Source organism: Desulfovibrio piger (genome assembly GCF_951793255.1).
Classification (GTDB): Bacteria; Desulfobacterota; Desulfovibrionia; order Desulfovibrionales; family Desulfovibrionaceae; genus Desulfovibrio.
The window spans coordinates 1,064,506-1,087,153 of record NZ_OX636706.1 but is presented as its reverse complement, the minus strand read 5'-3'; the positions used below and the strand labels follow the sequence as shown (position 1 = coordinate 1,087,153).

General features: G+C 64.1%; 21 protein-coding genes. 20 read left to right on the top strand and 1 reads right to left on the bottom strand.

Going from position 1 to position 22,648, the window contains the following annotated elements:
- Nucleotides 1–7: 7 nt before the first annotated feature.
- The 20 genes from Q4I12_RS05030 to lepA all read left to right on the top strand — a co-directional run bounded on the left by Q4I12_RS05030 (nucleotide 8) and on the right by lepA (nucleotide 21,213).
- On the top strand, nucleotides 8–934 hold the full coding sequence (locus tag Q4I12_RS05030) for a dihydroorotate dehydrogenase (RefSeq protein ID WP_168934816.1): 927 nt from the start codon (nucleotides 8–10) through the stop codon (nucleotides 932–934).
- Between the two features lie 197 nt (nucleotides 935–1,131).
- A complete protein-coding gene (locus Q4I12_RS05025) occupies nucleotides 1,132–2,265 on the top strand; it encodes a hypothetical protein (protein ID WP_302260825.1) in 1,134 nt (377 codons plus the stop codon).
- Nucleotides 2,262–3,314, top strand: coding sequence for an NAD-dependent epimerase/dehydratase family protein (locus Q4I12_RS05020; protein ID WP_302260823.1), 1,053 nt, complete (start codon nucleotides 2,262–2,264; stop codon nucleotides 3,312–3,314). Before Q4I12_RS05025 ends, Q4I12_RS05020 begins: the two co-directional genes overlap by 4 nt.
- Nucleotides 3,311–5,317, top strand: a complete 2,007-nt coding sequence (locus Q4I12_RS05015; protein WP_168934761.1) for an ABC-F family ATP-binding cassette domain-containing protein — start codon at nucleotides 3,311–3,313, stop codon at nucleotides 5,315–5,317. The genes Q4I12_RS05020 and Q4I12_RS05015 overlap by 4 nt, the downstream gene beginning before the upstream one ends.
- A complete protein-coding gene (locus tag Q4I12_RS05010) occupies nucleotides 5,314–5,715 on the top strand; it encodes a (deoxy)nucleoside triphosphate pyrophosphohydrolase (protein WP_297137667.1) in 402 nt (133 codons plus the stop codon). The genes Q4I12_RS05015 and Q4I12_RS05010 overlap by 4 nt, the downstream gene beginning before the upstream one ends.
- A gap of 552 nt (nucleotides 5,716–6,267) precedes the next feature.
- A complete protein-coding gene (locus Q4I12_RS05005; RefSeq protein WP_302260821.1) occupies nucleotides 6,268–7,347 on the top strand; it encodes a M24 family metallopeptidase in 1,080 nt (359 codons plus the stop codon).
- Between the two features lie 9 nt (nucleotides 7,348–7,356).
- Nucleotides 7,357–7,875: a shikimate kinase AroL gene (gene aroL / locus Q4I12_RS05000; protein ID WP_168934759.1), complete on the top strand. Its 519-nt coding sequence runs from the start codon at nucleotides 7,357–7,359 to the stop codon at nucleotides 7,873–7,875.
- Between the two features lie 68 nt (nucleotides 7,876–7,943).
- Nucleotides 7,944–9,005: a glycosyltransferase gene (locus tag Q4I12_RS04995; RefSeq protein WP_302260820.1), complete on the top strand. Its 1,062-nt coding sequence runs from the start codon at nucleotides 7,944–7,946 to the stop codon at nucleotides 9,003–9,005.
- A gap of 303 nt (nucleotides 9,006–9,308) precedes the next feature.
- On the top strand, nucleotides 9,309–9,728 hold the full coding sequence (locus tag Q4I12_RS04990; protein ID WP_006007274.1) for a F0F1 ATP synthase subunit B: 420 nt from the start codon (nucleotides 9,309–9,311) through the stop codon (nucleotides 9,726–9,728).
- A 148-nt stretch (nucleotides 9,729–9,876) separates the two neighbouring features.
- The gene (locus Q4I12_RS04985; protein WP_168934757.1) at nucleotides 9,877–10,422 is read left to right on the top strand and encodes a F0F1 ATP synthase subunit B; all 546 of its coding nucleotides are present in this window, start codon (nucleotides 9,877–9,879) and stop codon (nucleotides 10,420–10,422) included.
- Nucleotides 10,419–10,970: an ATP synthase F1 subunit delta gene (gene atpH / locus Q4I12_RS04980; protein WP_006007270.1), complete on the top strand. Its 552-nt coding sequence runs from the start codon at nucleotides 10,419–10,421 to the stop codon at nucleotides 10,968–10,970. The genes Q4I12_RS04985 and atpH overlap by 4 nt, the downstream gene beginning before the upstream one ends.
- Nucleotides 10,971–10,973: 3 nt before the next feature.
- On the top strand, nucleotides 10,974–12,482 hold the full coding sequence (atpA, locus tag Q4I12_RS04975) for a F0F1 ATP synthase subunit alpha (protein WP_006007267.1): 1,509 nt from the start codon (nucleotides 10,974–10,976) through the stop codon (nucleotides 12,480–12,482).
- Between the two features lie 17 nt (nucleotides 12,483–12,499).
- Complete coding sequence (locus Q4I12_RS04970) at nucleotides 12,500–13,381, top strand: F0F1 ATP synthase subunit gamma (protein ID WP_168934756.1); 882 nt, start codon at nucleotides 12,500–12,502, stop codon at nucleotides 13,379–13,381.
- A 12-nt stretch (nucleotides 13,382–13,393) separates the two neighbouring features.
- Entirely contained in the window at nucleotides 13,394–14,815 is a 1,422-nt protein-coding gene (gene atpD / locus Q4I12_RS04965; protein WP_168934755.1) for a F0F1 ATP synthase subunit beta, read from the top strand.
- Nucleotides 14,816–14,824: 9 nt separating this feature from the next.
- The gene (locus Q4I12_RS04960) at nucleotides 14,825–15,226 is read left to right on the top strand and encodes a F0F1 ATP synthase subunit epsilon (RefSeq protein WP_204674999.1); all 402 of its coding nucleotides are present in this window, start codon (nucleotides 14,825–14,827) and stop codon (nucleotides 15,224–15,226) included.
- Nucleotides 15,227–15,382: 156 nt separating this feature from the next.
- Nucleotides 15,383–16,066, top strand: coding sequence for a helix-turn-helix transcriptional regulator (locus Q4I12_RS04955; protein ID WP_297137671.1), 684 nt, complete (start codon nucleotides 15,383–15,385; stop codon nucleotides 16,064–16,066).
- 44 nt (nucleotides 16,067–16,110) lie between these two features.
- Nucleotides 16,111–17,556 carry a Na+/H+ antiporter NhaC family protein gene (locus tag Q4I12_RS04950; RefSeq protein WP_204625511.1) on the top strand — a complete coding sequence of 482 codons (1,446 nt, stop codon included), beginning with the start codon at nucleotides 16,111–16,113 and terminating at the stop codon, nucleotides 17,554–17,556.
- The gene (locus Q4I12_RS04945) at nucleotides 17,540–18,856 is read left to right on the top strand and encodes an MmgE/PrpD family protein (RefSeq protein WP_302260816.1); all 1,317 of its coding nucleotides are present in this window, start codon (nucleotides 17,540–17,542) and stop codon (nucleotides 18,854–18,856) included. The genes Q4I12_RS04950 and Q4I12_RS04945 overlap by 17 nt, the downstream gene beginning before the upstream one ends.
- A gap of 4 nt (nucleotides 18,857–18,860) precedes the next feature.
- Nucleotides 18,861–19,235: a Rid family detoxifying hydrolase gene (locus Q4I12_RS04940; RefSeq protein ID WP_168934748.1), complete on the top strand. Its 375-nt coding sequence runs from the start codon at nucleotides 18,861–18,863 to the stop codon at nucleotides 19,233–19,235.
- Between the two features lie 172 nt (nucleotides 19,236–19,407).
- Nucleotides 19,408–21,213, top strand: a complete 1,806-nt coding sequence (gene lepA, locus Q4I12_RS04935) for a translation elongation factor 4 (RefSeq protein WP_168934747.1) — start codon at nucleotides 19,408–19,410, stop codon at nucleotides 21,211–21,213.
- 128 nt (nucleotides 21,214–21,341) lie between these two features.
- Here lepA and Q4I12_RS04930 read toward each other — a convergent pair whose 3' ends face one another.
- Nucleotides 21,342–22,445 (bottom strand): hypothetical protein, encoded by a 1,104-nt coding sequence (locus Q4I12_RS04930; RefSeq protein WP_168934746.1) that lies wholly within the window; start codon nucleotides 22,443–22,445, stop codon nucleotides 21,342–21,344.
- Nucleotides 22,446–22,648 lie beyond the last annotated feature (203 nt).

Here is a 22,648-nt window from a genome sequence, read left to right as displayed (position 1 = left end):
GCACTCTATGGATCTTTCCGTCACCCTCAAGGGGCCCACGCAGAGCCTGCACCTCAAGAACCCGGTGCTCACGGCTTCCGGCACCTTCGGTTACGGCATGGAATTCGCCCCCTACGGCGATCTGACCAGCCTGGGCGGCATCATCGTCAAGGGCCTGTCCCTGCTGCCCCGCGACGGCAACCCCTGCCCGCGCATCGTGGAGACCACGGCCGGCATGCTCAATGCCGTGGGCCTGCAGAACGACGGCGTGGAAGCCTTCTGCAAGGAAAAGCTCCCCCGCCTGCCCTGGCAGCATCTGCCCGTCATCGCCAACCTTTACGCCACCTCCCCCGCCGAATTCGGCGAGCTGGCCGCCCGCCTCAATGAAGAGGAAGGCGTGGCCGCGCTGGAAGTGAACGTCTCCTGCCCCAACGTCAAGAGCGGCGGCATCCTCTTCGGGCAGGACCCCAAGCTGGCCGCGGCCGTCACCCGCGCCGCCCGTGACGCGGCCCCCAACAAGCCGCTCATCATCAAGCTTTCGCCCAATGTCACGGACATCGCCCTCATGGCCCGCAGCGTGCAGGACGCCGGTGCGGACATGATCTCGTGCATCAACACCCTTTCGGGCATGGCCGTGGACGTGGCCCGGCGCAAGCCCCGCCTGGCCAATGTCATCGGCGGCCTGTCCGGCCCGGCCATCAAGCCCGTGGCCCTGCGCTGCGTGTGGCAGGTCTGCAAGGCCGTGGACATCCCCGTCATCGGCCTGGGCGGCATCTGCTCCGCCGAAGACGTGCTGGAGTTCATCCTGGTGGGTGCCCATGCCGTCCAGATCGGCACGGCCAACTTCATCAGCCCCGACCGCGCCTTCGAGATCGTCAAGGAACTGCCCGCCGTCTGCCGCCAGCTGGGTGTGACCAGCCTGGACGAGCTGCGCGGCTCCCTGAAGACGGCCTAACGCACGTCCGCTCCTTTTCCCGTGCGGGAGGGTACCGTAAGGCGCTCTCCCGCGCGGTGTTTTTTGTCCGGGGCACTGCGCCCCGTCCCGGCCTTGCTTTCGCGCCCCGGCGCCTGCCGGGACGGCCCGGCCAGCCCCGAAGATCCAACCGCAACAGGGTACGGCAGCCCCTGCAAGTCTGCTCCATGGAGGCCCGCGTGGCAGAACTGAGCATCATCCCCGTCAACACTGCGGAAGACCTGGACCGCTTCGTCGAACTGCCCTGGAGCATCTACACGCCGGATTCCCTCTGGGTGCCCAACCTGAAAAAGCAGGACCGCGAGCTGCTCTCGCCCGGCGAGCATCCCTTCTGGAAGACCGCCCGGCGCGAACTGTTCCTGGCCCTGCGCGACGGCCGCCCCGTGGGCCGCATCGCGGCCATCGTGGACGAAAAATACAACGCCTATGCCGGCGAACGCTGCGGGGCCTTCGGCTTCTTCGAATGCCAAGATGACCGCGAGGCCGCCCACGCCCTGCTGCAGGCCGCCCATGACTGGCTGCGCCGCCAGGGCATGGCCTTCATGCGCGGGCCCCTCAATCCGTCCACCAACTACACCTGCGCCATGCTGGTGGACGGCTTCGACGAGGCCCCCGCGCTCATGATGCCCTGGAACCCGCCCTACTATCCCGCCCTGCTGGAATCCTGGCACATGCGCAAGGAGCAGGACCTGTTCGCCTACCTCATCGAGCGCGACAAGCTGCGGGTGGAGGACTGGCTCAAGGACGAGATCCTCCACCTCAAGGAGCAGGAGCGCTTCACCTGCCGCGTCTCCTCCAAGGCCACCCTCACCGAGGACATCCGCATCATGCTGGACCTCTACCGCATCTCGTGGGCCGGCAACTGGGGCTTCGCGCCCCTTTCCGACGGCGAGGCCGACGTGCTGGTGAAGGAGCTCAAGGGCCTGCTCAACCCCGATTTCTTCGTCCTCTTCTTCCATGACGGCGAGCCCGCCGCGGGCATGGTGGCCCTGCCGGACTTCAATCCCCTGCTCAAGCGCCTCAACGGCAAGCTGGGCCTGAGCGCCCTCTGGCATTACTGGCAGGCGCGCGGCGAGATGCGCGGCAAGTACCGCATGATCCTCTTCGGCATCCGCGAAGAGTTCCGCCTGCTGGGCCTGCCCCTGCTCCTGCTGGACTACATGCTGGAACAGGCCCGCCGCCATCCCGAGTTCTGCCAGGTGGAAGGCTCGTGGGTGCTGGAGGACAACATGGCCGTCAATGACCTCATCGAAGACTTTTCCGGGCGGATCACCAAACGTTACCGCCTGTACCGCAAGGAGATCGTGTCATGAGCCATAGCGCCGATACTCCCCTGGGCATGCCCGCTCCCTGGCTGGACGGCAAAAAAATCGTCGTCACCGGCGGCACCGGCTTCGTGGGCCGTCACCTGCTGCCCCAGCTGGTGGCTGCCGGGGCCCGCGTCACCTGCATCACCCGCGCCACGTCCCGCCGCGACCATCTGCCCGCCGGGGTGGAGGTTGTCCGCGCCGACCTGCGCAGCGGCGCCGGGCTGGAAGAAGCCCTGCGCGGCCAGGACATCTGCATCCACATGGCCGCCCTGCTCTTCGGTCTGGGCTGGCAGGACTATCTGCGTGCCAACAGCGAGGCCGCCCGCGCCCTGGCCACGGCCTGGCAGCGCCTCGACGCGCAGGGCCAGGCCCCGCAGCGCATGGTGCTGGTCTCCAGTCTGGCCGCCAGCGGCCCCTGCGACACTGCCGCCGGCAGGGGCGACGACCCCCCCGGCGCGCCCGTGTCCGCCTACGGCTGGTCCAAGCTCATGGTGGAACAGATACTGGGCCGTGCCCTGGGCGAGCGCATGGTCACCCTGCGGCCGCCCATCATCTACGGCTCCGGCGACCGCGGCCTGCTGCCCGTGTTCCAGGGCCTGCGCTACGGCGTGGCCGTCACGCCCGGCATGTTCCGCCGCTTCCCGGTCTCGGCCGTGCATGGTCGCGACGTGGGCCGCGCCATCGTCTGCTGCTGCCGCCCCGAAGCGCACGGCGTCTATCACGTCAATGACGGCGGCTGCTACGCCATGGCCGACTTTTACCGAGCCATGGCCCGGGCCATGGGCAAAAAGGCCTGCATCCTGCGCCTGCCCCTCTGCTTCCTGGGCCTGACCGCGCTGCTGTCCACCCTGGGCGGCAGCCTGCTGGCCGCGCTGGGACGCAAGGGCCGCGCCCCCAACTGGAATCTGGACAAATACCGCGAAGCCCGCCAGTCCGGCTGGACCTGCGACGCGTCGCGCCTGCGCGAGGAACTCGGCTATGCCCCCGCCCTCACGCTCGACCAGGGCATGCAAGAAGCCGTGGAAGGCTACAGGCGCGAGGGCCTGCTGTGAAAATAACCATCCAGGAACTGTCCAAGTCCTTTGGCGGACGGGACATCTTCAACAATTTCTCGCTGGAAGTGGATTCCGGCGTGCGTCTGTGCGTCTGCGGCCCCAACGGGACCGGTAAATCCACCCTCCTCCGCTTGCTGGCCGGTGTGGAACCCGCCGACGGCGGCCGTGTCATCCTGCCCAGGGGCTGCCGCCTGGGCTTCGTGGAACAGGAGCTTTCCGAAGAGGCCCTGGACACGCCCCTGCTGACCTATGTGCTGGACGTGCTCCATGACTGGAACGAGTTCTGGGCCGAATGGGAAGAGGCCGCCCAGCAGAAGGACGAGGCGCGCCTGACCCAGCTCATGCACCGCCAGGCCGAGCTGGAAGCCACCCACGGCTACAATCCCGAGCACCGCGCCAAGGCCGTGCTCTCCGGTCTGGGCTTTGCCGAAAGCAAGTGGCTGCGCACCCTGCGCGAGCTCTCCGGCGGCTGGCGCGAACGCGCCAAGCTGGCCCGCGTGCTCACCGCCGGGGCCGACGTGCTGCTGCTGGACGAACCCACCAACCATCTGGACATGGAAGCCGTGGAATGGCTGGAGTCCTTCCTCATGGACTTCAAGGGCGCTCTGGTCTTCGTGGCCCACGACCGCGTGTTCATGGACCGCGTGGGCACGCACGTGCTCTATCTGGGCCTGTCCCGCCCGGTCTTCCGCAAGGCCACCTACACCCAGTTCCTCTCCCTTCAGGAAGAATACAACGCCCAGCGCGAACGCGAGGCCAAGGCCCTGCAGGACGAACTGGCCCGCAAGATGGCCTTTGTGGAACGCTTCCGCGCCAAGGCCACCAAGGCCCGTCAGGCCGGTTCACGCCAGAAGATGGCCAAAAAGCTGGAAAAAGAGCTGGAAGATTACCGTCCCGAGCCCAAGCGCAAGGAACTGAACTTCACCTGGCCCGAAGCCCCGCACATGGAAAAGGTGGCCCTTGCCGCCGCCGATCTGGCCTTCCACTTCCCGGACGGCAAGCAGATGTGGCCGCCGCTGACCTTCACCCTTTACAACGGCCAGCGCGTGGCCCTGGTGGGCCACAACGGCTGCGGCAAGTCCACCCTGCTCAAGCTGCTGGCCGGGACCCTGGAACGCTGCGGCGGCAACGTGGTCACCGCGCCCCAGATGCGCCTGGGCTACTACACCCAGCACCAGATGGACACCCTGCGCCCGGACACCACCGTGCTGGGCGAGATCCGGCGCCTGTCCGACCCCCGCACCACCGAAGAAGAGCTCATGAGCGTGCTGGGCCTCTTCCTGCTGGGGCAGGAATACTTCGACCGGCAGGTGAGCAAGCTCTCCGGCGGTGAAAAGAGCCGTCTGGTGCTGGCCAGCCTGTTCCTCAAGCGCTGCAACTTCCTGCTGCTGGACGAACCCACCAACCATCTGGACCTCGAAAGCCGCGAGGCCCTGGGCACGGCCCTGCAAAAATTCGACGGCACCCTGCTCATGGTGGCCCACGACCGCTGGCTGCTCTCGCAGGTGGGTGCCGAGGCCTGGGCCCTGGACGAGAAAGGCATCACCGTCTACCCCGACTTCGCCAGCTACGACACGGCCCGCCGTGCCGCGCTGGAAAGCGGCAGCGTCAGCCCCAGCCTCAACGCCTCCAACAAGGCCGAGAAGCCCGACAACGCGCCCCGCGCCAACCTCTCCCGCGAGGAGCAGAAGCGCCTCAAGCGCGAGCAGGCCGAGCGCCGCAACGCCCTGCACAAGGAGCTCAAGCCCCTGCAGCAGAAATACGCCGCGCTGGAAGGCGAGCTGGAAAAGGCCATGAACGAACAGTCCGACGTGGAGACCCAGCTGGCCGATCCGGCCGTCTACGCCGACGGCGCCCGCTCCACCGAGCTGCTCAAGCGCTTCAACGAGCTGCGCGACCTGACCGAACGCCTTATGGAAGACATGGCCGCCCTGGAGGAACAGATCGCCGCCATCGAAGCCAGGCGCGCCGACATCGACAGCATGGGGGATCTGGCATGACCTCCATCGTCGTGGCCGGCGGCATCATCTGGCAGGACGACCACCTGCTGGCCGCCCTGCGCCCGCAAGGCAAGCCCATGGCCGGTTACTGGGAGTTCCCCGGCGGCAAGCTCGAACCCGGCGAGACCGCCGAACAGGCCCTTTGCCGCGAGCTGCGTGAGGAGCTGGGCATCAGCGTGCGCGCCTGCCGGCTCTGGCAGATCGTGGAGCACGATTACGCCGAGCGCGACCTGCACGTGCAGCTGCACTTCTTCCACGTCACCGCCTTCGACGGCACGCCCTGCGCCCGGGAACGTCAGGAGCTGCGCTGGGTCACGCCCGCCCAGGCCCGTGACCTGCCCTTCCTGCCCGCCGACGCCGATCTGGTGGCCAGCCTGCCCGCCTGCGCGCCGCGGTAGCGCGTCAGGCTCTGTAAGAGTGATTTTGTTGAGGGGGGAAGGGAACCCCTTTGGCTAGCGCACAAAGGCGGTTCCCTTCCCCCCCTCAAACTCCCCCCATCCTTCCCCAAACGCGCTTTCACGGCCTGTGTCCCTGCGGGGACACAGGCTTTCTTGTTTTTCAGGGGGAAGTTCATGGAAAAGAGGCCGGGAGACTGATCCATAACCTTCCCCAAATACTCAGCCAGGGCCAGAGTGGAGCCGCCTGTGCCTCCAATATGACCTTCCGGCAGGAAAAGCGGCCCCGGTATCTCCGCCGTATTTCCTTCCGCAAACCCGGCCATTGCGTCCGGGCCGGACGGCGGCTAAGATGCCACCTTGTCCCCAAAGCCTCGCCCGACGGCAGCGCACGATGCCATGCCCTGTGTCCGCCAGACGGGGACCTGCCATACCGGCCTGAATAAAAGTTTTTGGAAGGGTTGGGGGAGTCCGGGGGGAAGGGGGACCTTTTTCCAAAAAGGTCCCCCTTCCCCCCGCCCATCCCTCTCTGCCTTCCCTGCAAAGGAACCTCGCATGAACACGCCCTATGCTGCCCGACGCGACCGCCTGCGCCAACTGATGCGCGCCCGCGGTCTGGATGCCCTGCTGGTGAGCCACGCTGCCAACCGTTTTTATCTTTCCGGCTTCGAGCTGCATGACGTGCAGCTCAACGAGAGCGCGGGACGCCTGGTCATCTGCGCGGACGGGCGGGACTGGCTCTGCACGGACGCCCGCTACAAGGATGCGGCGGCCCGTCTCTGGGACGAGGACCGCATCCTCATCTACGGCCCGGACGCGGCCACGGAGATCGGCCAGCTCATGCGGCGTTGCGGCAGCCGCCTGGGCCTGGAGGCGGAGATCGTGAGCCTCAATTTCGCCCGCTCGCTGGGCCGTGCCGTGGGACGCGGCGCGCGTCTGCAGGCCGCCGACGGCCTGGTGGAAGAGCTGCGCGTCATCAAGGATGCGGACGAGATCAAAGCCCTGGAGCGCTCCTTCGCCCTCAACCACGCCATGCTGCGCTGGCTGGAGGAAAGCCAGCTGCAACCGGGCCGCAGCGAAGCCGAGCTGGCCTGGGCCATCGAAAAATATTTCCGCGACAACGGCGCCTCGGAACTGGCCTTCCCGTCCATCGTGGCCGTGGACCAGAACGCGGCCCTGCCCCACGCCATCCCCGGCGAGAAAAAGCTGCCGGACAACGGCCTGGTGCTGGTGGACGTGGGCTGCCGCGTGGACGGCTATTGCTCCGACCAGACGCGCACCTTCTGGGTGGGCGACACGCCGCACAAGGAGTTCCGCGAGACCATGAAGCTGGTGCGTGACGCCCAGCAGGCCGCCCTGGACAAGATGCGGCCGGGCCTGCCCCTGCACGAGGCCTATACGCTGGCGCGGGGCGTGTTCGAGAAGGCGGGCGTGGAGGCCTGGTTCACCCATGGCCTGGGCCACGGCGTGGGGCTGGAGACGCACGAGGCCCCCAGCCTGGGCCGTCGCGGCGACAAGGTCCTGCAGGAAGGCATGGTGGTCACGGTGGAGCCCGGCCTCTACTATCCGCAATGGGGCGGCATCCGCTGGGAATACACGGTGCTCATCACGGCCGACGGCAACCGCATCCTCTAGGGAGGCACCATGTCCCTGATCTACCTTGTGGGCCCGCGGGCCTGCGGCAAGACCACGCTGGGCAAGGCCCTGTCCGAAGTGCTGGACGTGCCTTACTGCGATACGGACCACCACCTCTGCGAGCGTCTGGGCATGGACGTGGCGACCATGGTGGAGCGCTGGGGCTGGGAAGGCTTTCGCAGCCGCGAGAGCGAATCCCTGCGCCTGGCCAGTGAGGAGCTGGCGGGCCGTGGCGTGGTGGCCACCGGCGGCGGCATGGTGCTGGCGGAGGCCAACCGGCGCTATATGCGCGAGCATGGCCGGGTCTTTTTTTTGTCCGCCCCCGTGGAGGTGCTGGCCGCCCGCCTGCGGCGCAATCCGCTGGAGGCCCAGCGCCCCAGCCTCACCGGCAAGAGCCTGGACGATGAAGTGCGCGAGGTGCTGGAAGCCCGCCTGCCCCTCTACCGGGACGCCGCCCACCACGAACTGGACGCCCGCCAGAGCATCACGGAACTGTGCCTGGCAGTACGGACCCTGCTGCGTCATTGATCATCACGGGGAGCGCGTCACGCCCATAGCGGCCTGATGCGCTCCCCGTGCGTTTTTTGGGAGGAGACATGTCTGCTAGCCCGCTGGTGACCGTCCTGCTGCCGGTCTGGAACGGCGCTTCCCTGCCCCTGACCGCAGAGGGGGAAGAGCCCCTGCGCGTGGCCATCCGTTCCCTGGCCCGGCAGGAAGCCGCGCCGGACGCCCCCGTACCGGGCTTCGAGGTGCTGGCCGTCGATGACGGTTCCACCGACGGCACGGCGGCCCTGCTGGATGCCCTGGCGGCGGAATATCCCTGCCTGCGCGTCCTGCACCGGCCGCATGAGGGCCTGCCCGGCGCGCTCAACGCCGGTCTGGAGGCCGCCCGGGGCGCGCTCATCGCCCGCATGGACGCCGATGATGTCTGCCACCCGCAACGCCTGGCCCTGCAGGCCGCCTGGATGGCGGAACATCCCGAAACGGGCCTGCTGGCCACGCGGGTACATTTTGGCGGCGACCGCGAGACCGCGCGCGGCTTTGCCCATTTCGTGGACTGGCAGAACGGCCTGCTGGATCATGAGGCCATCAGCCGCAACCGTTTTCGCGATACGCCCGTCAGCCATCCTTCGGTCATGTTCCGGCGCGAGCTGCCCCGGCTGCACGGCGGCTATGCCGACGGCTTTTTTGCCGAGGACTGGGAGTTGTGGCTGCGCTGGCTGCACGCCGGGGTGCGCATGGCCAAGCTGCCGCAGGAGCTGCTGGTCTGGAACGATCCGCCGCGCCGGGCCACCCGCAGCGACAGCCGCTATTGCGAGGCCGCCAACAACCAGTTGCGCGCCCTCTGGCTGGCCCGCTGGCTGGAACGCCACAACCCCTGGCATCCGCGGGTCTACCTGCTGGGCGCGGGCAAGGTGGCGCGCCGCCGTCTGGCTCCCCTGTGGGAAAAAGGCGTGCAGGCGGCCGCTTTCGTGGACATCGATCCCAAAAAGATCGGGCAGAAGGTGCACGGCGTGCCGGTCATCGGCCGGGACGGACTGCCCGGGCCGGGACGCTGTTTCCTGCTCAACGCCCTCACCGCCCACGGCGCCGACGAGGATGCCGCCCGCTGGCTGGCTGCCGCCGGCTATGATGCGGAGCAGTGGCTGCTGGTCTGAGAGGTCCCGGATAGTCCGCGAAGCGTGAGCCGCTGTCCAAAAATTGACGGCTCCTGCCGCGCTCTGCCTTCTTTCGCCCTTGCGGCCGCGCATTTTTCCCAAGAGATCCCGCTTTTTATTTGTTGAGATAATAGCTTAAAATTACTTGATTTTTACGAAAACATATGAAAAATATCATAAAATTGTTTGTGCAGATGCGAAGACTTTGCGAATTTTGTCACCAATACCCTTTGACATAACCCCTTGTTGAGGGTATTTTATAAAAGCTTTGAACATCACACCGTCCAGAGGGAGGATACGGTAATGTTGGACCTTAATATCACCTTGGTTTTCCAGTTGGTGAACTTCTTCATTGCACTGTACGTGCTGAACCTCCTTCTGATTCGCCCCATCCGCGAAATCATCCGCAAACGCAAAGCCGTCATGGACGATATGTCCGGCGAATCCGAATCCTACGAATACCAGGCCGAACAGCGCCTTTCCGACTATGACAACCAGCTGACCCGCGCCCGTCAGGATGCAGGCCAGAACCGCGAAAAGGCCCGCGAAGCCGGCGCCGCCGAACAGGCCAGCCTGGTGGCTGAAGCCCAGAAGCGCGCCCAGGAAATCATTGCCGAGACCCGTCGCAACCTGCAGGCCGAAGCCGATGCTTCCCTGAAGGAACTGCGCGGTCAGGTCGCCACGCTCTCCGGCCAGCTGGCCGAGCGTGTGCTGCGTGGCTAGTACGCCGTTTCTGCCACTGTGCCACGCGCGAGCTCGGTGGTTTTTCGGGCGGTCTTCGGACCGCGAGGGTAAAGAATCAAGAGAAACCCAATCAAGGGGGTGGGCTTTGAGCAAATGGAAACACGCTGGGCTGGGCTTGACGCGAGTTATGGTGCCTGTCCTTGCGCTTACGCTGCTTTTCGCCGTGGGGGCGCAGGCCTCTGAAGGGCATGACGCGCCGCGCTGGGGCGACTTTGGCTGGCGTGTGCTCAACTTCATCATCTTCGCCGGTATCCTGTGGTACTTCGTGGGCGGTCTGGCCCGCAAGTTCTTCTCCGGCCGCCGCGCCCGCATCAGCCAGGACCTCCAGGATCTGGAAGCCCGCCGCGCTGAAGCCCAGAAGCGCCTGGATGAAGTGGAAAAGCGCATCAGCAACCTTGAGTCCGAACGCAAGGCCATCCTTGATGAAAGCCTCGCTCAGGCCGAAAGCGTGAAGCAGGCCGTCGTCGAAGAAGCCAAGCGTCAGGCCGAACAGATTGTGCAACAGGCTCGTCGCACTGCCGAGAACGAAGGCCGCGCCATGCTGGCCGAAGTGCGCGCCGCCATTGCCGATGAGATTGTGGACGCAGCGGAAAAGGTCCTGGCTGAAAAGCTGACCGCCGCCGAGCATGAAAAGCTCATTACCAACTCCCTCAACAAGGTGGTGCTCCATTGACGGACGCGATAGTTGCTCGCAGATATGCCGGCGCCATATTTGCGCTGGGCAAACAACAAGGGGATGAGGCCCTCTCGCGTTACGGGAGCGATCTCGCCGCGCTGGGAGACATGCTTGCCGCCTCGCCGAAGCTGGACGCCGCGCTGAAAAGCCCGGTCATCAGCATCGATGAAAAAAAGGCTGTGATGGGCAAGCTGCTTAAGAAAATCAAGGCGGACAAAACCGTCAGCAACTTCTGCCTGCTGTTGGCCGACAAAGAGCGTCTGGCTTATCTCGGCGAGATTGTCGGCTGGTATGGCAAGTTGCTTGACGACGCCAAAGGAATTATCCGTGGTACGCTCACTACCGCCGTGGAGCTTACGGATAACAAGCGGGCCGAACTCAAGGCCGAGCTTGAAAAGAAGGCGGGGGCGAGCATTGAGCTTGCCTTTGATGTGGATGCTTCCATCCTTGGGGGCGTGGTGCTCAAGGTTGGTGATCGAGTGCTGGACGCAAGTCTGCGCGCGCAGTTGGCGATCCTTCGGGAGACATTCAAGAGGGGTGAATAGCACATGCAGATCAAAGCTGAAGAGATAAGCAAGATCATTGAAGATCAAATCAAAAACTACGAGCAGCGCGTAGAAATGAGCGAAACCGGCACCGTGTTGTATGTCGGTGACGGTATCGCCCGCGTCTACGGGGTTCAGAATGCCATGGCCATGGAACTGCTGGAATTCCCCGGCGGCGTCATGGGTATGGTGCTCAACCTCGAAGAAGACAACGTGGGTGTCGCGCTGCTCGGCTCCGATGTGGGCATCAAGGAGGGCGATCCTGTCAAACGTACCGGCAAGATCTTCTCCGTGCCCGTGGGCGACAAGGTTATGGGCCGCGTGCTCAACCCCCTTGGCCAGCCCATCGACGGCCTCGGCCCGGTCGAAGCCGAAGAAGTCCGCCCGGTGGAAATCAAGGCCCCTGGTATCATCGCGCGTAAGAGCGTGCATGAGCCCATGCCCACGGGTCTGAAGGCCATCGACGCCATGACTCCTATCGGCCGCGGCCAGCGTGAACTGATCATTGGCGACCGTCAGACCGGTAAGACCGCCGTCTGCATCGACGCCATCCTGGCCCAGAAAGAAACCGACATTCACTGCTTCTACGTGGCCATCGGCCAGAAGAAAGCGTCTGTCGCCCTGGTGGCCGACACCCTGCGCAAGCACGGTGCCATGGAATACACCACCATCATCTCGGCCACCGCTTCCGACCCGGCTCCCTTGCAGTACATCGCGGCTTACACCGGTTGCACCATGGCCGAGTACTACCGCGACAACGGCAAGCATGCCCTGATCATCTACGATGACCTCTCCAAACAGGCTGTGGGTTATCGCCAGATGTCCCTGCTGCTCCGTCGTCCTCCCGGACGTGAAGCTTTCCCCGGCGACGTGTTCTACCTGCACTCCCGCCTGCTGGAACGCGCTGCCAAGGTGAGCGACAAGCTCGGTGCCGGCTCCCTGACCGCCCTGCCCATCATCGAAACGCAGGCCGGTGACGTGTCCGCCTACATCCCGACCAACGTGATCTCCATCACCGACGGTCAGGTGTACCTGGAACCCAACCTGTTCAACGCCGGTGTGCGTCCGGCCATTAACGTGGGTCTGTCCGTGTCCCGCGTGGGTGGCGCCGCTCAGATCAAGGCCATGAAGCAGGTTGCCGGTACCATGCGTCTGGACCTGGCCCAGTACCGCGAACTGGCCGCTTTCGCCCAGTTCGGTTCCGACCTGGACAAGGCCACCAAGGCCAAACTGGAACGCGGCGCCCGTCTGGTGGAACTGCTGAAGCAGCCCCAGTACCAGCCCATGCCCGCCCAGGAACAGGTGGCTTCCATCTACGCCGCTACCCGCGGCTACATGGACGACGTGCCGGTGGATCAGATCCGTCGCTTTGAAAGTGAAATGCTGGCCTTCATGCGCGATACCCGCAAGGACGTGCTGGACGCCATCAAGGATAAGAAAGTCATTGATGAAGCTGTGGAAAAGGCGCTGAACGAGGCGATTACCGCCTTCAAGCAGGGCTACCAGGCTTAACGCCGGGGGATACCCATATGCCTTCACTCAAAGACGTAAAAATGAAAATCGTGGGGGTCGGCAAGACCAAGCAGATCACCAAGGCCATGAACATGGTGGCCTCGGCGAAACTGCGCGGCGCGCAGGCCCGCATCGAACGCTTCCGGCCGTATGCCGGCAAGTATCGCCAGGTTCTGGCCGAGCTTGCCCGCAAGGTGGAGGGCACTGCCCATCCGCTGCTGGCCGAGCATGAGGAAAAGAAAAACTGCGCCATCGTGCTGGTCACGTCCGATCGTGGTCTGTGCGGCAGCTTCAACGGCAACATCATCACCACGGCCCTGAAGCTCGCTGCTGAAAAAACCAATGCCGGTATGAAGGTCACCTTCGCCTGCATGGGCCGCAAAGGACGCGACGCTGTGCGCAAGGCCGGCTACGACATCTCGGTCGCTTACGGTGACCGTATGGGCAGCCTGGACTTTTCGCTGGCCAGCTCCATCGCGCAGGAAGTCATTCACGGCTACGAAACCTTTGCTTTTGATGAAGTCTGGATGGTGTACGGCGAGTTTGTGTCCATGGGGCATCAGCCCCCGCGCACACTGAGCCTGCTGCCCCTGGCTGCCCCTGAGGCGGAAGCGGAAGAAGGTCAGGAAGAAGCCCACTGCGAGTACGTTTACGAACCGCAGGAAGAAGCCCTTCTGGCCGAGCTGCTCCCCCGCTACATCAAGGTTCAGGTCTACCGGGGAATGCTGGATACGTCTGCCAGTGAACACGCTGCGCGCATGGCCGCTATGGACAACGCGACGCGTAACTGTAACGAGATGATCAATACGTTGACCCTGCTCTACAACAAGACACGGCAGGCTTCCATCACCAGCGAACTCATCGACATCGTCGGCGGCGCAGAAGCGCTGAACGGGTAACAGGAGCCAAGCATGAGCAAAAACATTGGTAAAATCGTCCAGGTTATCGGCGCCGTCGTGGACGTTGAGTTCAGCGACGGACACCTGCCTGATATCCTGACCGCCCTGGAAATCAAAAACCCCAACAACAGCGACGCGCCTGACCTCGTCTGTGAAGTGGCCCAGCACCTCGGTGACAACGTGGTGCGTACCATCGCCATGGACGCCACCGAAGGTCTGGTGCGCGGCATGGAAGTTGTGGATACGGGCAACCCCATCATGGTGCCCGTGGGCAAGGCGGCTGTGGGACGTATCCTCAACGTTATCGGCCGTCCCGTGGACGAAATGGGTCCGGTCAACGCTGAGAAGTACTACCCCATCCACCGTCCCGCCCCCGAGTTCACCGAGCAGAACACCAAGGTGGAACTGCTTGAAACCGGCATCAAGGTCGTGGACCTGCTCGTGCCCTTCCCCAAGGGCGGCAAGATGGGTCTGTTCGGCGGCGCCGGCGTGGGCAAGACCGTTATCCTGATGGAAATGATCAACAACATTGCCAAGCAGCACGGCGGCTCTTCGGTGTTCGCCGGCGTGGGTGAACGTACCCGTGAAGGCAATGACCTGTATAACGAACTGAAAGAAGCCGGTGTTCTGGAGCGCGCCACGCTGGTTTACGGCCAGATGAACGAGCCTCCGGGAGCCCGTGCCCGCGTGGCCCTGACCGCCCTTGCCTGCGCCGAATACTTCCGCGACGAAGAAAACCAGGACGTGTTGCTCTTCATCGACAACATCTTCCGCTTCACGCAGGCCGGTTCGGAAGTGTCCGCTCTGCTGGGCCGCATGCCCTCGGCCGTGGGTTACCAGCCCACCCTGGGTACTGACCTGGGTGCCCTGCAGGAACGCATCACCTCCACCAACAAGGGTTCGATCACCTCCGTGCAGGCCGTTTACGTGCCCGCTGACGACTTGACCGACCCCGCCCCGGCTACCACGTTCTCGCATCTGGACGGTACGCTCGTGCTTTCCCGTCAGATCGCCGAACTGGGTATCTACCCCGCCGTGGACCCGCTGGACTCCACCTCCCGCATCCTCGACCCCAACGTCGTGGGCGAAGAGCACTACAGCGTGGCCCGTCAGGTGCAGATGGTGCTGCAGAAGTACAAGGAACTGCAGGATATCATCGCCATTCTGGGTATGGACGAACTGTCTGACGAAGACAAGCTCACCGTTGCCCGTGCGCGTCGTATCCAGCGCTTCCTGTCCCAGCCCTTCCACGTGGCCGAAACCTTCACCGGTACCCCCGGCCAGTATGTGAAGCTGGAAGACACCATCAAGGGCTTCAAGGGCATCCTGGAAGGCCAGTACGACCACCTTGCCGAATCCGACTTCTACATGCTGGGCAGCATCGACCAGGCCGTGGCCAAGTACGAAGCCCGCATCCAGCAGGAAGCTAAGTAAGGAGCGCCCATGAGCATGCTGCAACTGGAAGTGGTGACACCTGACAAGACCGTTGTCAGCGCTCAGGTGGATATGGCCGTGTGCCCCGGCGTCATGGGTGAGTTTGGCGTGCTGCCGCATCACGTCTCCCTGCTCTCTGCCCTCAAGATTGGCAATCTGCGCTATACTGAAGGCGGCAAGCAGCACAACGTGTTCATCTCCGGCGGCTTTGCCGATGTGAACAACAAGGTCCTGACCGTGCTGGCGGAATCGGCCGAACTGGCCGAAGACATCGACACCGCCCGCGCCCAGGCCGCCAAGGAGCGCGCCGAAAAGCGCCTGGCCAGCCAGGCCGATAATGTGGACCATGCCAGAGCGGAAGCCGCTCTGCAGCGCGCCGTCGAGCGCCTGCATGTGGCCCAGTTGCGCTAGCGGCAATCAGTCTCCTGATTAAAACAAGCCGCATTGCGGGAAACCGCAATGCGGCTTTTTCATACCCGAAAATTTTTATACAAAAAATTTTTTGTCGTACAAAAAATAGTTTACAAATCGAGAGCCACCCCGTATATTCACCTCATGGAGTTCCACATGGACAAGAAAACTCTTCTGGAAAATTTGTGCAGGATCGCCGACGGGCTGGTCGCTTTTTGGGGGCGTGACTACGAGATCGCCATCCACGACCTCAGCCGTCTCGAATCCTCCCTGGCCCATATCGCCGGCGAAGTGACCAAAAGAGCCCCCGGAGCTCCGGCAACCGATTTCCTCATCAACCACCTGAGCCGCTATGGCGCCGATGCACCGGACGTGCGCCCCTACCGCGCCCAGGGCCGCCATGGCGAACCCCTGCGCGGATCACTGGTCTACATCAAGGACGACAAGGGCGTGCCTGTCTTCGCCATGTGCATCAACCAGAACATCTCCCGCCAGATGGCCGCCATCGCCGCCCTGGAAGACCAGATACGCACGGCCCCCGCCGAAGACAGCCGCAATGACGGTACCCAGGAGACCTTTGCCGCCACCTCGGAAGAGACCATGGAAGCCATCGTCCGCAAGGTACTGCAGCAATTCGGCAAGCTTCCCACAGAGCTGGACAGGGAAGAACGCATCGCCCTGATAGCCCAGTTCGACCAGCACGGAGCCTTCCGCTTCAAGGGCATGGTCGAACATATCGCCTCCATCATGGGCATCTCCAAATATACGCTCTACAGCTATCGCAAAGCGTGCCGCCAGGGCCCGGCCAACGGCCCGCAAGATCCGGAATTGCCTTCATAACATGTGGAGGACTGCTCCACATAAACATTTACTGGAGGTACTTCATGTCAGTCCCGAACCGCCCCGAGAGCGAATACAACGCTGCCCTCAAGATGTGGGGGGGAAAGTGGGGGGCAGCCATCCCCCTGCTCCTGCTCATCTGCGGCCTCTTATGGTTGTCCCTGCACGGGCCGGCCACGCCAAAGAACTTCTGGAGCATCGGCTTTGCCGCCATCTGCATCGGCCTTTTCCTCTCCAAGACGCCCAAGGAATACTGCGCGACCGTCCTGCGCGGGTTCAACAACAAGAGCGTCGGCGTGCTGTGTGCCTCCTGGATCTTTGCCAGTGTCTTCGGCCAGATCATGCAGGCCGGCGGCATCATCGAGGGGCTGCTCTGGTTCGGGCTCAACGTAGGGGCCCAGGGCAGTGTGTTCACCGTCATCACCTTCCTGGCGGCCATGCTGTTCTCACTGGGTACCGGCACCGCCAACGGCACCATCCTGGCGCTGACGCCCGTCATGTTCCCGGCCGGTGTCTTCCTTGGGGCGGACCCCGCCTTCCTGGCCGTGGCCATCCTCTCCGGCGGCGCCCTGGGGGACAGCTATTCCCCCATCTCCTCTTCCAACATCACCGTCGCCTTCACCCAGGACGCTGACATCCAGAAGATAACCCGGACCCGCGCGCCCCTGGTCTTCACGGCCGCCGCCATCTCCGCCATCGTCTTTGCCTGCTTCGGCGGTGGCGGCACGGTCTCCACGCCGCCCCAGTTCGCGGCCTCCATGTCGCCCACCTGCCTGCTGCTCCTGCTTGCCTTCGGGATCGTCATCGTGGCCTCGCTCCTTGGGCGCCATATCATCGAATCCCTCACCTGGGGCATTGCCGCGGCCATCGTCATCGGCCTTGCCATAGGCCGCCTCAGCCTGTCGGATCTGCTCCATCCCGTCACCACCGGCGGCATGAGCAGCGGCCTGCTCGAGAACGGCGTGAGCGGCGTCACGGGGGTCATCATCTTCATCCTCTTCATCCTTGGCGTGATCCAGCTCGTCATGGAAAGCGGCATCATGGAAGATATCGTCAACTGGGTGCAGAAGACCTTCATCAAGACGGCCCGTCAGGCCGAGATCACGATCATCGCCTCCACGGTGCTGATCACCATCCCCATTTCCGCCAACGTCCCTGCGGAAGTCCTGCTGGGTACGACCTTCGTCAAGCCCCTCTCCCAGCGCTTCGGCATAGCTCCCGAACGCGCCGCCGACCTGCTGTGCTGCTCGGCCTGTACGATCTTCTATATGCTGCCCTGGCATATCGTCTGTGCGCTCTGGTTCAATACGGTCAGCCACGCCGCCGCCGAATACGGCCTTGTCAGCCCGCCCATCACCTCCGCGCTCCTCATGCCCTACGCCTGGGCCCTGCTGCTCGTCCTTTTCCTTTCCGCCATCACGGGATGGCAGAAGCGGATACCGACCCAAGGTCTTTCTTCCAAGGAGCAAAATGATGCCGTCTCCCGCTAACCTCCTTACGGATTTCATTCTCAGGCAGAGCTATGCCGATCTTCCCGAACCGATCCGCCATCAGGCAAAGCGCTGCCTGCTGGACAGCATGGGCGCCCTGTCCGCCGGTGCGGTCACACCGCTGGCCCGCCTGACCGCCCGCACGGCCGAACGTTTTTTCCAGGGCGGGGAATGCACCCTGATCTCCAGCGGCAGGAAGGTCTCCCCCCTGGGGGCCAGCATGGCCAACGGTTTCGCCTCCAATGCCCTTGATGTGGAGCACGGCTACCGGCCCGCCCAGGGACGCCCCGGTGCGGCCCTGACGCCGGTGATGCTGGCTGCCGCCGAGATGGCGGAAACGCCTCCCTCGGGCACGGATATGCTGTCTGCCGTGGCCGTCGGCTACGAGGTGGGGATGCGCTCCGGCATGTACTGGAACCGGGATCATGCCCGCGTCTACACTTCCGGCCTCTGGGGTGCCATCGGCGCCGTGGCCGCCGCCGGCCGCATCCTCGGCCTGAAGGAAGACGTCCTGCTCCAGGCGCTGAACTGCGCCGATTACCACGGCCCGGTAGGCTTCATCGCCCGCGGTGTGGCCACCCCCTGCATGGCCAAGGACGGCGTCGGCTGGGGGGCCCATACGGCCATGATGTCCATCCTGCTGGCACAGGCCGGGTTCACCTCCCCCCTGCTGGATTTCGACGCCGCGCTGGCCGAAGAACTGGGAAGCCGCTGGCGCATGGCGGACCTGTACTTCAAGCCCTACTGCTGCTGCCGCTGGGCCCAGGCCTCCATCGCAGGCGCCCTCAAGATCGTCAGGGAAAACCACCTTGCCGTCAGCGACATCCGCCGTCTTGTCATCCATACCTTCTCCAAGGCGGCCTCGCTCAGCCGCGAACACCCCACGCATACGGACGCGGCCCAGTACAACATCACCTATCCCATCGCTGTCGCCCTGCTGGACGGCCAGATCAGCGGGGCCCAGGTCCTGCCGCCGCGCATCTTCGACAAGGATGTCCTGGAGCTTGCCGACATGATCGAAGTGGTGGTGGAAGAGCGCTTCCCGGCCCGGACGTTCTCCGAAGTCTGCATCACCACCACGGACGGCAGGGAGCTGCGGTCCGGGGAACTGGAGCCCCAGTGGGAACCCGCCGACAGCCCCTCCGATGAAGAGCTGCTGGACAAGTTCACCCGCCTGACCGCCCCCGTCTTCGGTGAGCAGGAATGCGCCCGCATGCGGGAGGCCATCTGGCATGCGGAAGACCTGGACAATGCGCTGGACATCTGGCCGCGCACCCTTGCCCGTCATATCGAGGAGTAACCATATGGACATGATCCAGAGCACAGGGGCCCCGGCGGCCATCGGTCCCTATTCGCAGGCCGTGGATACCGGCAGCACCGTCTATCTGAGCGGCCAGATCGGCCAGGACCCCGCCAGCGGGCAGATCGTCACCGGCTTCAAGGCCCAGACCATCCAGGCTCTCGAAAACCTGAAAGCCGTGCTTGCCGCGGCCGGCATGACGCTCGACAACATGGCCCAGGTCGATGTCTTCGTGACGGACATGCGCAACTTTGAGGACTTCAACGCCATCTATTCCACCTACTTCCCCGCCTACAAGCCGGCACGGCTGTTCGTCGAGGTCCGGGGGCTCTGCCCGGGAGCAGAGGTCGAGATCCGCGGTATCGCATGCAGGCGGTGACCCCGCCGGCATGAGACCGGCCTGTCCGGGAACGGTTCCGCACAACTCCGTTTCCCGGACAGGCTCCTTCTCCCCTCCCTCCGGGCGGGCACGGGCGGGCAGCATGGACTTTGGCCCTGTTTTGGCTTATTAAGATACTTTTCAATCTTCGTAACCCAATGCAGGATATACCATGCCCAGTCTGGATCATATTCGCAATTTCTGCATCATCGCCCATATCGACCACGGCAAGTCCACCCTTGCCGACCGCATCCTTGAGCTGACCAAGGTCGTCAGCCAGCGCGAGGCCCGCCAGCAATACCTGGACAAGATGGATCTGGAACGCGAGCGCGGCATCACCATCAAGGCGCAGACCGTGCGCATCCCCTATGTGGCTGCCAACGGAGAGGAATATGAGCTGAACCTCATCGACACGCCCGGACACGTGGATTTCAACTACGAAGTGTCGCGCTCCCTGGCCGCCTGCGAAGGCGCGCTGCTGGTGGTGGACGCCACCCAGGGCGTGGAGGCCCAGACCCTGGCCAACGTCTATCTGGCCCTGGACCACGACCACGAGATCGTGCCCGTGCTGAACAAGATCGACCTGCCCAGCGCCGAGGTGGACCGCGTCAAGGAAGAGATCGAGGAAGCCATCGGCCTGGACTGCACCGACGCCCTGCCCGTGTCCGCCAAGACCGGTCTGGGCGTGGACGCCGTGCTGGAAGCCATCGTCAATCGTCTGCCCGCGCCGGGCGGCGATCTGGACGCCCCCCTCAAGGCCCTGATCTTCGACTCCTGGTACGACAGCTACCAGGGCGTGGTGGTACTCTTCCGCGTGGTGGACGGCCGGGTGAAACTGGGCGACATGGTGCGCCTCATGAGCACCGGCAAGGAATATGAAGTGCTGCGCCTGGGCGTGTTCTCGCCCGAGGCCACGGACGTGAAGGAACTGCACGCCGGTGAGGTGGGCTTCCTTTGCGGCAGCATCAAGTCCCTGGGCGATGCCCGCGTGGGCGATACCATCACCCTGGCGGCCAATCCGGCCACCGAGCCCGTGCCCGGCTTCAAGGAAGTGAAGCCCATGGTGTTCTGCGGCCTCTATCCCTCGGAATCCGACGATTACGAGAACCTCAAGGCCGCGCTGGAAAAGCTCCAGCTCAACGACGCCGCCTTCAGCTTCGAGCCCGAGACCTCCCAGGCCCTGGGCTTCGGCTTCCGCTGCGGTTTCCTGGGCCTGCTGCATATGGAGATCATCCAGGAACGCCTGGAACGCGAATTCGAGGTGGACCTCATCGCCACGGCGCCCTCGGTCATCTACCGGGTGGACACCACCGACGGCAAGACGCTGGAGATCGACAACCCGGCCCATCTGCCCGACTCCACCAAGATCAAGGCCCTTTACGAGCCCTATGTGAGCATGGACATCCACGTGCCCAACGAATACGTGGGCAACGTCATGAAGCTCTGCGAGGACAAGCGCGGCACCCAGAAGAACCTGCACTACCTGGCCGCCAACCGCGTGGTGGTGACCTACGAGCTGCCCTTCGCCGAGATCGTCTATGACTTCTTCGACCGGCTCAAGTCCTGCACGCGCGGCTACGCCAGCATGGACTACCAGCCCATCGACTACCGCGAGTCCGACCTGGTGCGTCTGGACATCCTGCTCAACAGCGAGCCCGTGGACGCCCTGGCCGTCATCGTACACCGCGACCGCGCCTACACCTACGGCCGTTCGCTGGCCCTCAAGCTCAAGCGCACCATCCCGCGCCAGCTCTTCCAGGTGGCCATCCAGGCGGCCATCGGCCAGAAGATCATCGCCCGCGAGACGGTGTCCGCCTTCCGCAAGGACGTGACCGCCAAGTGCTACGGCGGTGACATCACCCGTAAGCGCAAGCTGCTGGAAAAGCAGAAGGAAGGCAAAAAGCGCATGAAGCGCATGGGCAACGTGGAGCTGCCGCAGGAAGCCTTCCTGGCCGCCCTCAAGGTGGGCGACGAATAAACCGCGTTTTTTGTACGGACGTAAAAAGGCCACCCCGCAGGGTGGCCTTTTTTCATGCATCACGACAGGACGGCACCGGAGCCGGAGAAGCGCTCGCTGTCCGGCGCCCATCCCTCCCGGCCGGTCCGTCAGCTGGCGGCCTTCTTCTTTCCGGCCGGAGGACGGGGCATCGTGCGCCGGGCGCGGCGCTCCGCAGCGCCGAACACGCATTCCTCCCGCGCCACGGGCAGGGCCGCCTCCCGGGTCTTGCGGCGCTGCCGCCAGGCTTCCAGATGCGGCTTGCCGTAGAGCACGCCCTCACGCGGTTCCGCGGGCTCCGGCACCTTGCCGTAGGACGGGGGCAGATGCTCCGTCTCGCGGGACGAGGCAGGCAGCTGGGGGCCGCGCAGGGCCGCGGGCCGGAAGTATCTGGTGGCCCAGGTCAGGGCCAGCACGTAGGCGGCCGCGAACAGGCTGGCGGCCGTGTCCCACGGCGGGGTGGCCGAAAGGGCCAGACGCATCATCAGCGTGCCGATGACGAAGCCGGAGTTGCGGAACACCGCATGGAAGGACGGCATGTAGCGCTGCGAGATGAGGACCAGCGCGATGTCGGCGAAGATCAGCACCGTGTAGATGGTCTCGAAAAAGCGCATGTCCTCGCCGGTGTGGATGTGGATCCAGGCATCCCGGATGCCGATGCCCAAAAAGATGACGAACAGCGTCAGCGAAAGCAGCTTTTTGCTGATGACGAAACGCATGCGCATCTCCGGGCTCTGGATGTAGGCATAGCTGGAGGCCAGCTTCCCGTAGATGCCCAGGGCCACGAAGATGCCCAGGGCCCCCAGCGCCGTGACCGCGATATGGATGACGGGATCGAGGTTGCCGGCGATGCTCACCGGCTCGGGCAGGTGCGCCAGTTCCTTGAAGGCATTGCGCAGCAGGATCAGCGCCAGGATCTCGAACTGCTTGCCCACGGACCGTGAAAAGGATGTGGAGATGATGAAGATCAGGCTCATGACCTCCAGGCCCAGGATCAGGGTGAAAGCCAGCTGGATGGCGCTGAAATGGCTGTGGGGCGTCAGCTGGGCCAGTGCGGGCGGCAGCATGCCCTGGCGTTTGAGCTCCACGCAGCACAGGGCCGCCACGTAGATCCAGAAGATGACCAGCGCCACCTTGCGCTGGACGTGGGTCCGCTCCCAATTGTGGTGCAACCAGTCAAAAATATCTGTAAGCCATTGCAGCTTGAGCAGCATGTGGAGTCTCCTTTCCGGGGATCGTGTGTGGCGCACAGCATCTTTCAAGTTCGGGAAAATGTAAAGAGGACAAGGCATGACAGGCATGACAGGAATCGTTCCTGACGGCTTTTTCCTCTCTGGCGAAGACAGTGGCCCCAGTATGGGGGCGTGCTTGCCTTGCGCGGCCAATAGCAGTAAAAAACAAGGTTTCTCCACTTGTG

Coding starts and splice junctions, on each gene's coding strand:
- atpD (WP_168934755.1), top strand. CDS start 13,394: ATGAGCAAAAACATTGGTAAAATCGTCCAGGTTATCGGCGCCGTCGTG.
- Q4I12_RS04970 (WP_168934756.1), top strand. CDS start 12,500: ATGCCTTCACTCAAAGACGTAAAAATGAAAATCGTGGGGGTCGGCAAG.
- Q4I12_RS05010 (WP_297137667.1), top strand. CDS start 5,314: ATGACCTCCATCGTCGTGGCCGGCGGCATCATCTGGCAGGACGACCAC.
- lepA (WP_168934747.1), top strand. CDS start 19,408: ATGCCCAGTCTGGATCATATTCGCAATTTCTGCATCATCGCCCATATC.
- Q4I12_RS04960 (WP_204674999.1), top strand. CDS start 14,825: ATGAGCATGCTGCAACTGGAAGTGGTGACACCTGACAAGACCGTTGTC.
- Q4I12_RS04930 (WP_168934746.1), bottom strand. CDS start 22,445: ATGCTGCTCAAGCTGCAATGGCTTACAGATATTTTTGACTGGTTGCAC.
- atpA (WP_006007267.1), top strand. CDS start 10,974: ATGCAGATCAAAGCTGAAGAGATAAGCAAGATCATTGAAGATCAAATC.
- Q4I12_RS04955 (WP_297137671.1), top strand. CDS start 15,383: ATGGACAAGAAAACTCTTCTGGAAAATTTGTGCAGGATCGCCGACGGG.
- aroL (WP_168934759.1), top strand. CDS start 7,357: ATGTCCCTGATCTACCTTGTGGGCCCGCGGGCCTGCGGCAAGACCACG.
- Q4I12_RS04995 (WP_302260820.1), top strand. CDS start 7,944: ATGTCTGCTAGCCCGCTGGTGACCGTCCTGCTGCCGGTCTGGAACGGC.
- Q4I12_RS05020 (WP_302260823.1), top strand. CDS start 2,262: ATGAGCCATAGCGCCGATACTCCCCTGGGCATGCCCGCTCCCTGGCTG.
- Q4I12_RS04985 (WP_168934757.1), top strand. CDS start 9,877: ATGGTGCCTGTCCTTGCGCTTACGCTGCTTTTCGCCGTGGGGGCGCAG.
- Q4I12_RS05030 (WP_168934816.1), top strand. CDS start 8: ATGGATCTTTCCGTCACCCTCAAGGGGCCCACGCAGAGCCTGCACCTC.
- Q4I12_RS04990 (WP_006007274.1), top strand. CDS start 9,309: ATGTTGGACCTTAATATCACCTTGGTTTTCCAGTTGGTGAACTTCTTC.
- Q4I12_RS04945 (WP_302260816.1), top strand. CDS start 17,540: ATGCCGTCTCCCGCTAACCTCCTTACGGATTTCATTCTCAGGCAGAGC.
- Q4I12_RS05005 (WP_302260821.1), top strand. CDS start 6,268: ATGAACACGCCCTATGCTGCCCGACGCGACCGCCTGCGCCAACTGATG.
- Q4I12_RS04940 (WP_168934748.1), top strand. CDS start 18,861: ATGGACATGATCCAGAGCACAGGGGCCCCGGCGGCCATCGGTCCCTAT.
- Q4I12_RS04950 (WP_204625511.1), top strand. CDS start 16,111: ATGTCAGTCCCGAACCGCCCCGAGAGCGAATACAACGCTGCCCTCAAG.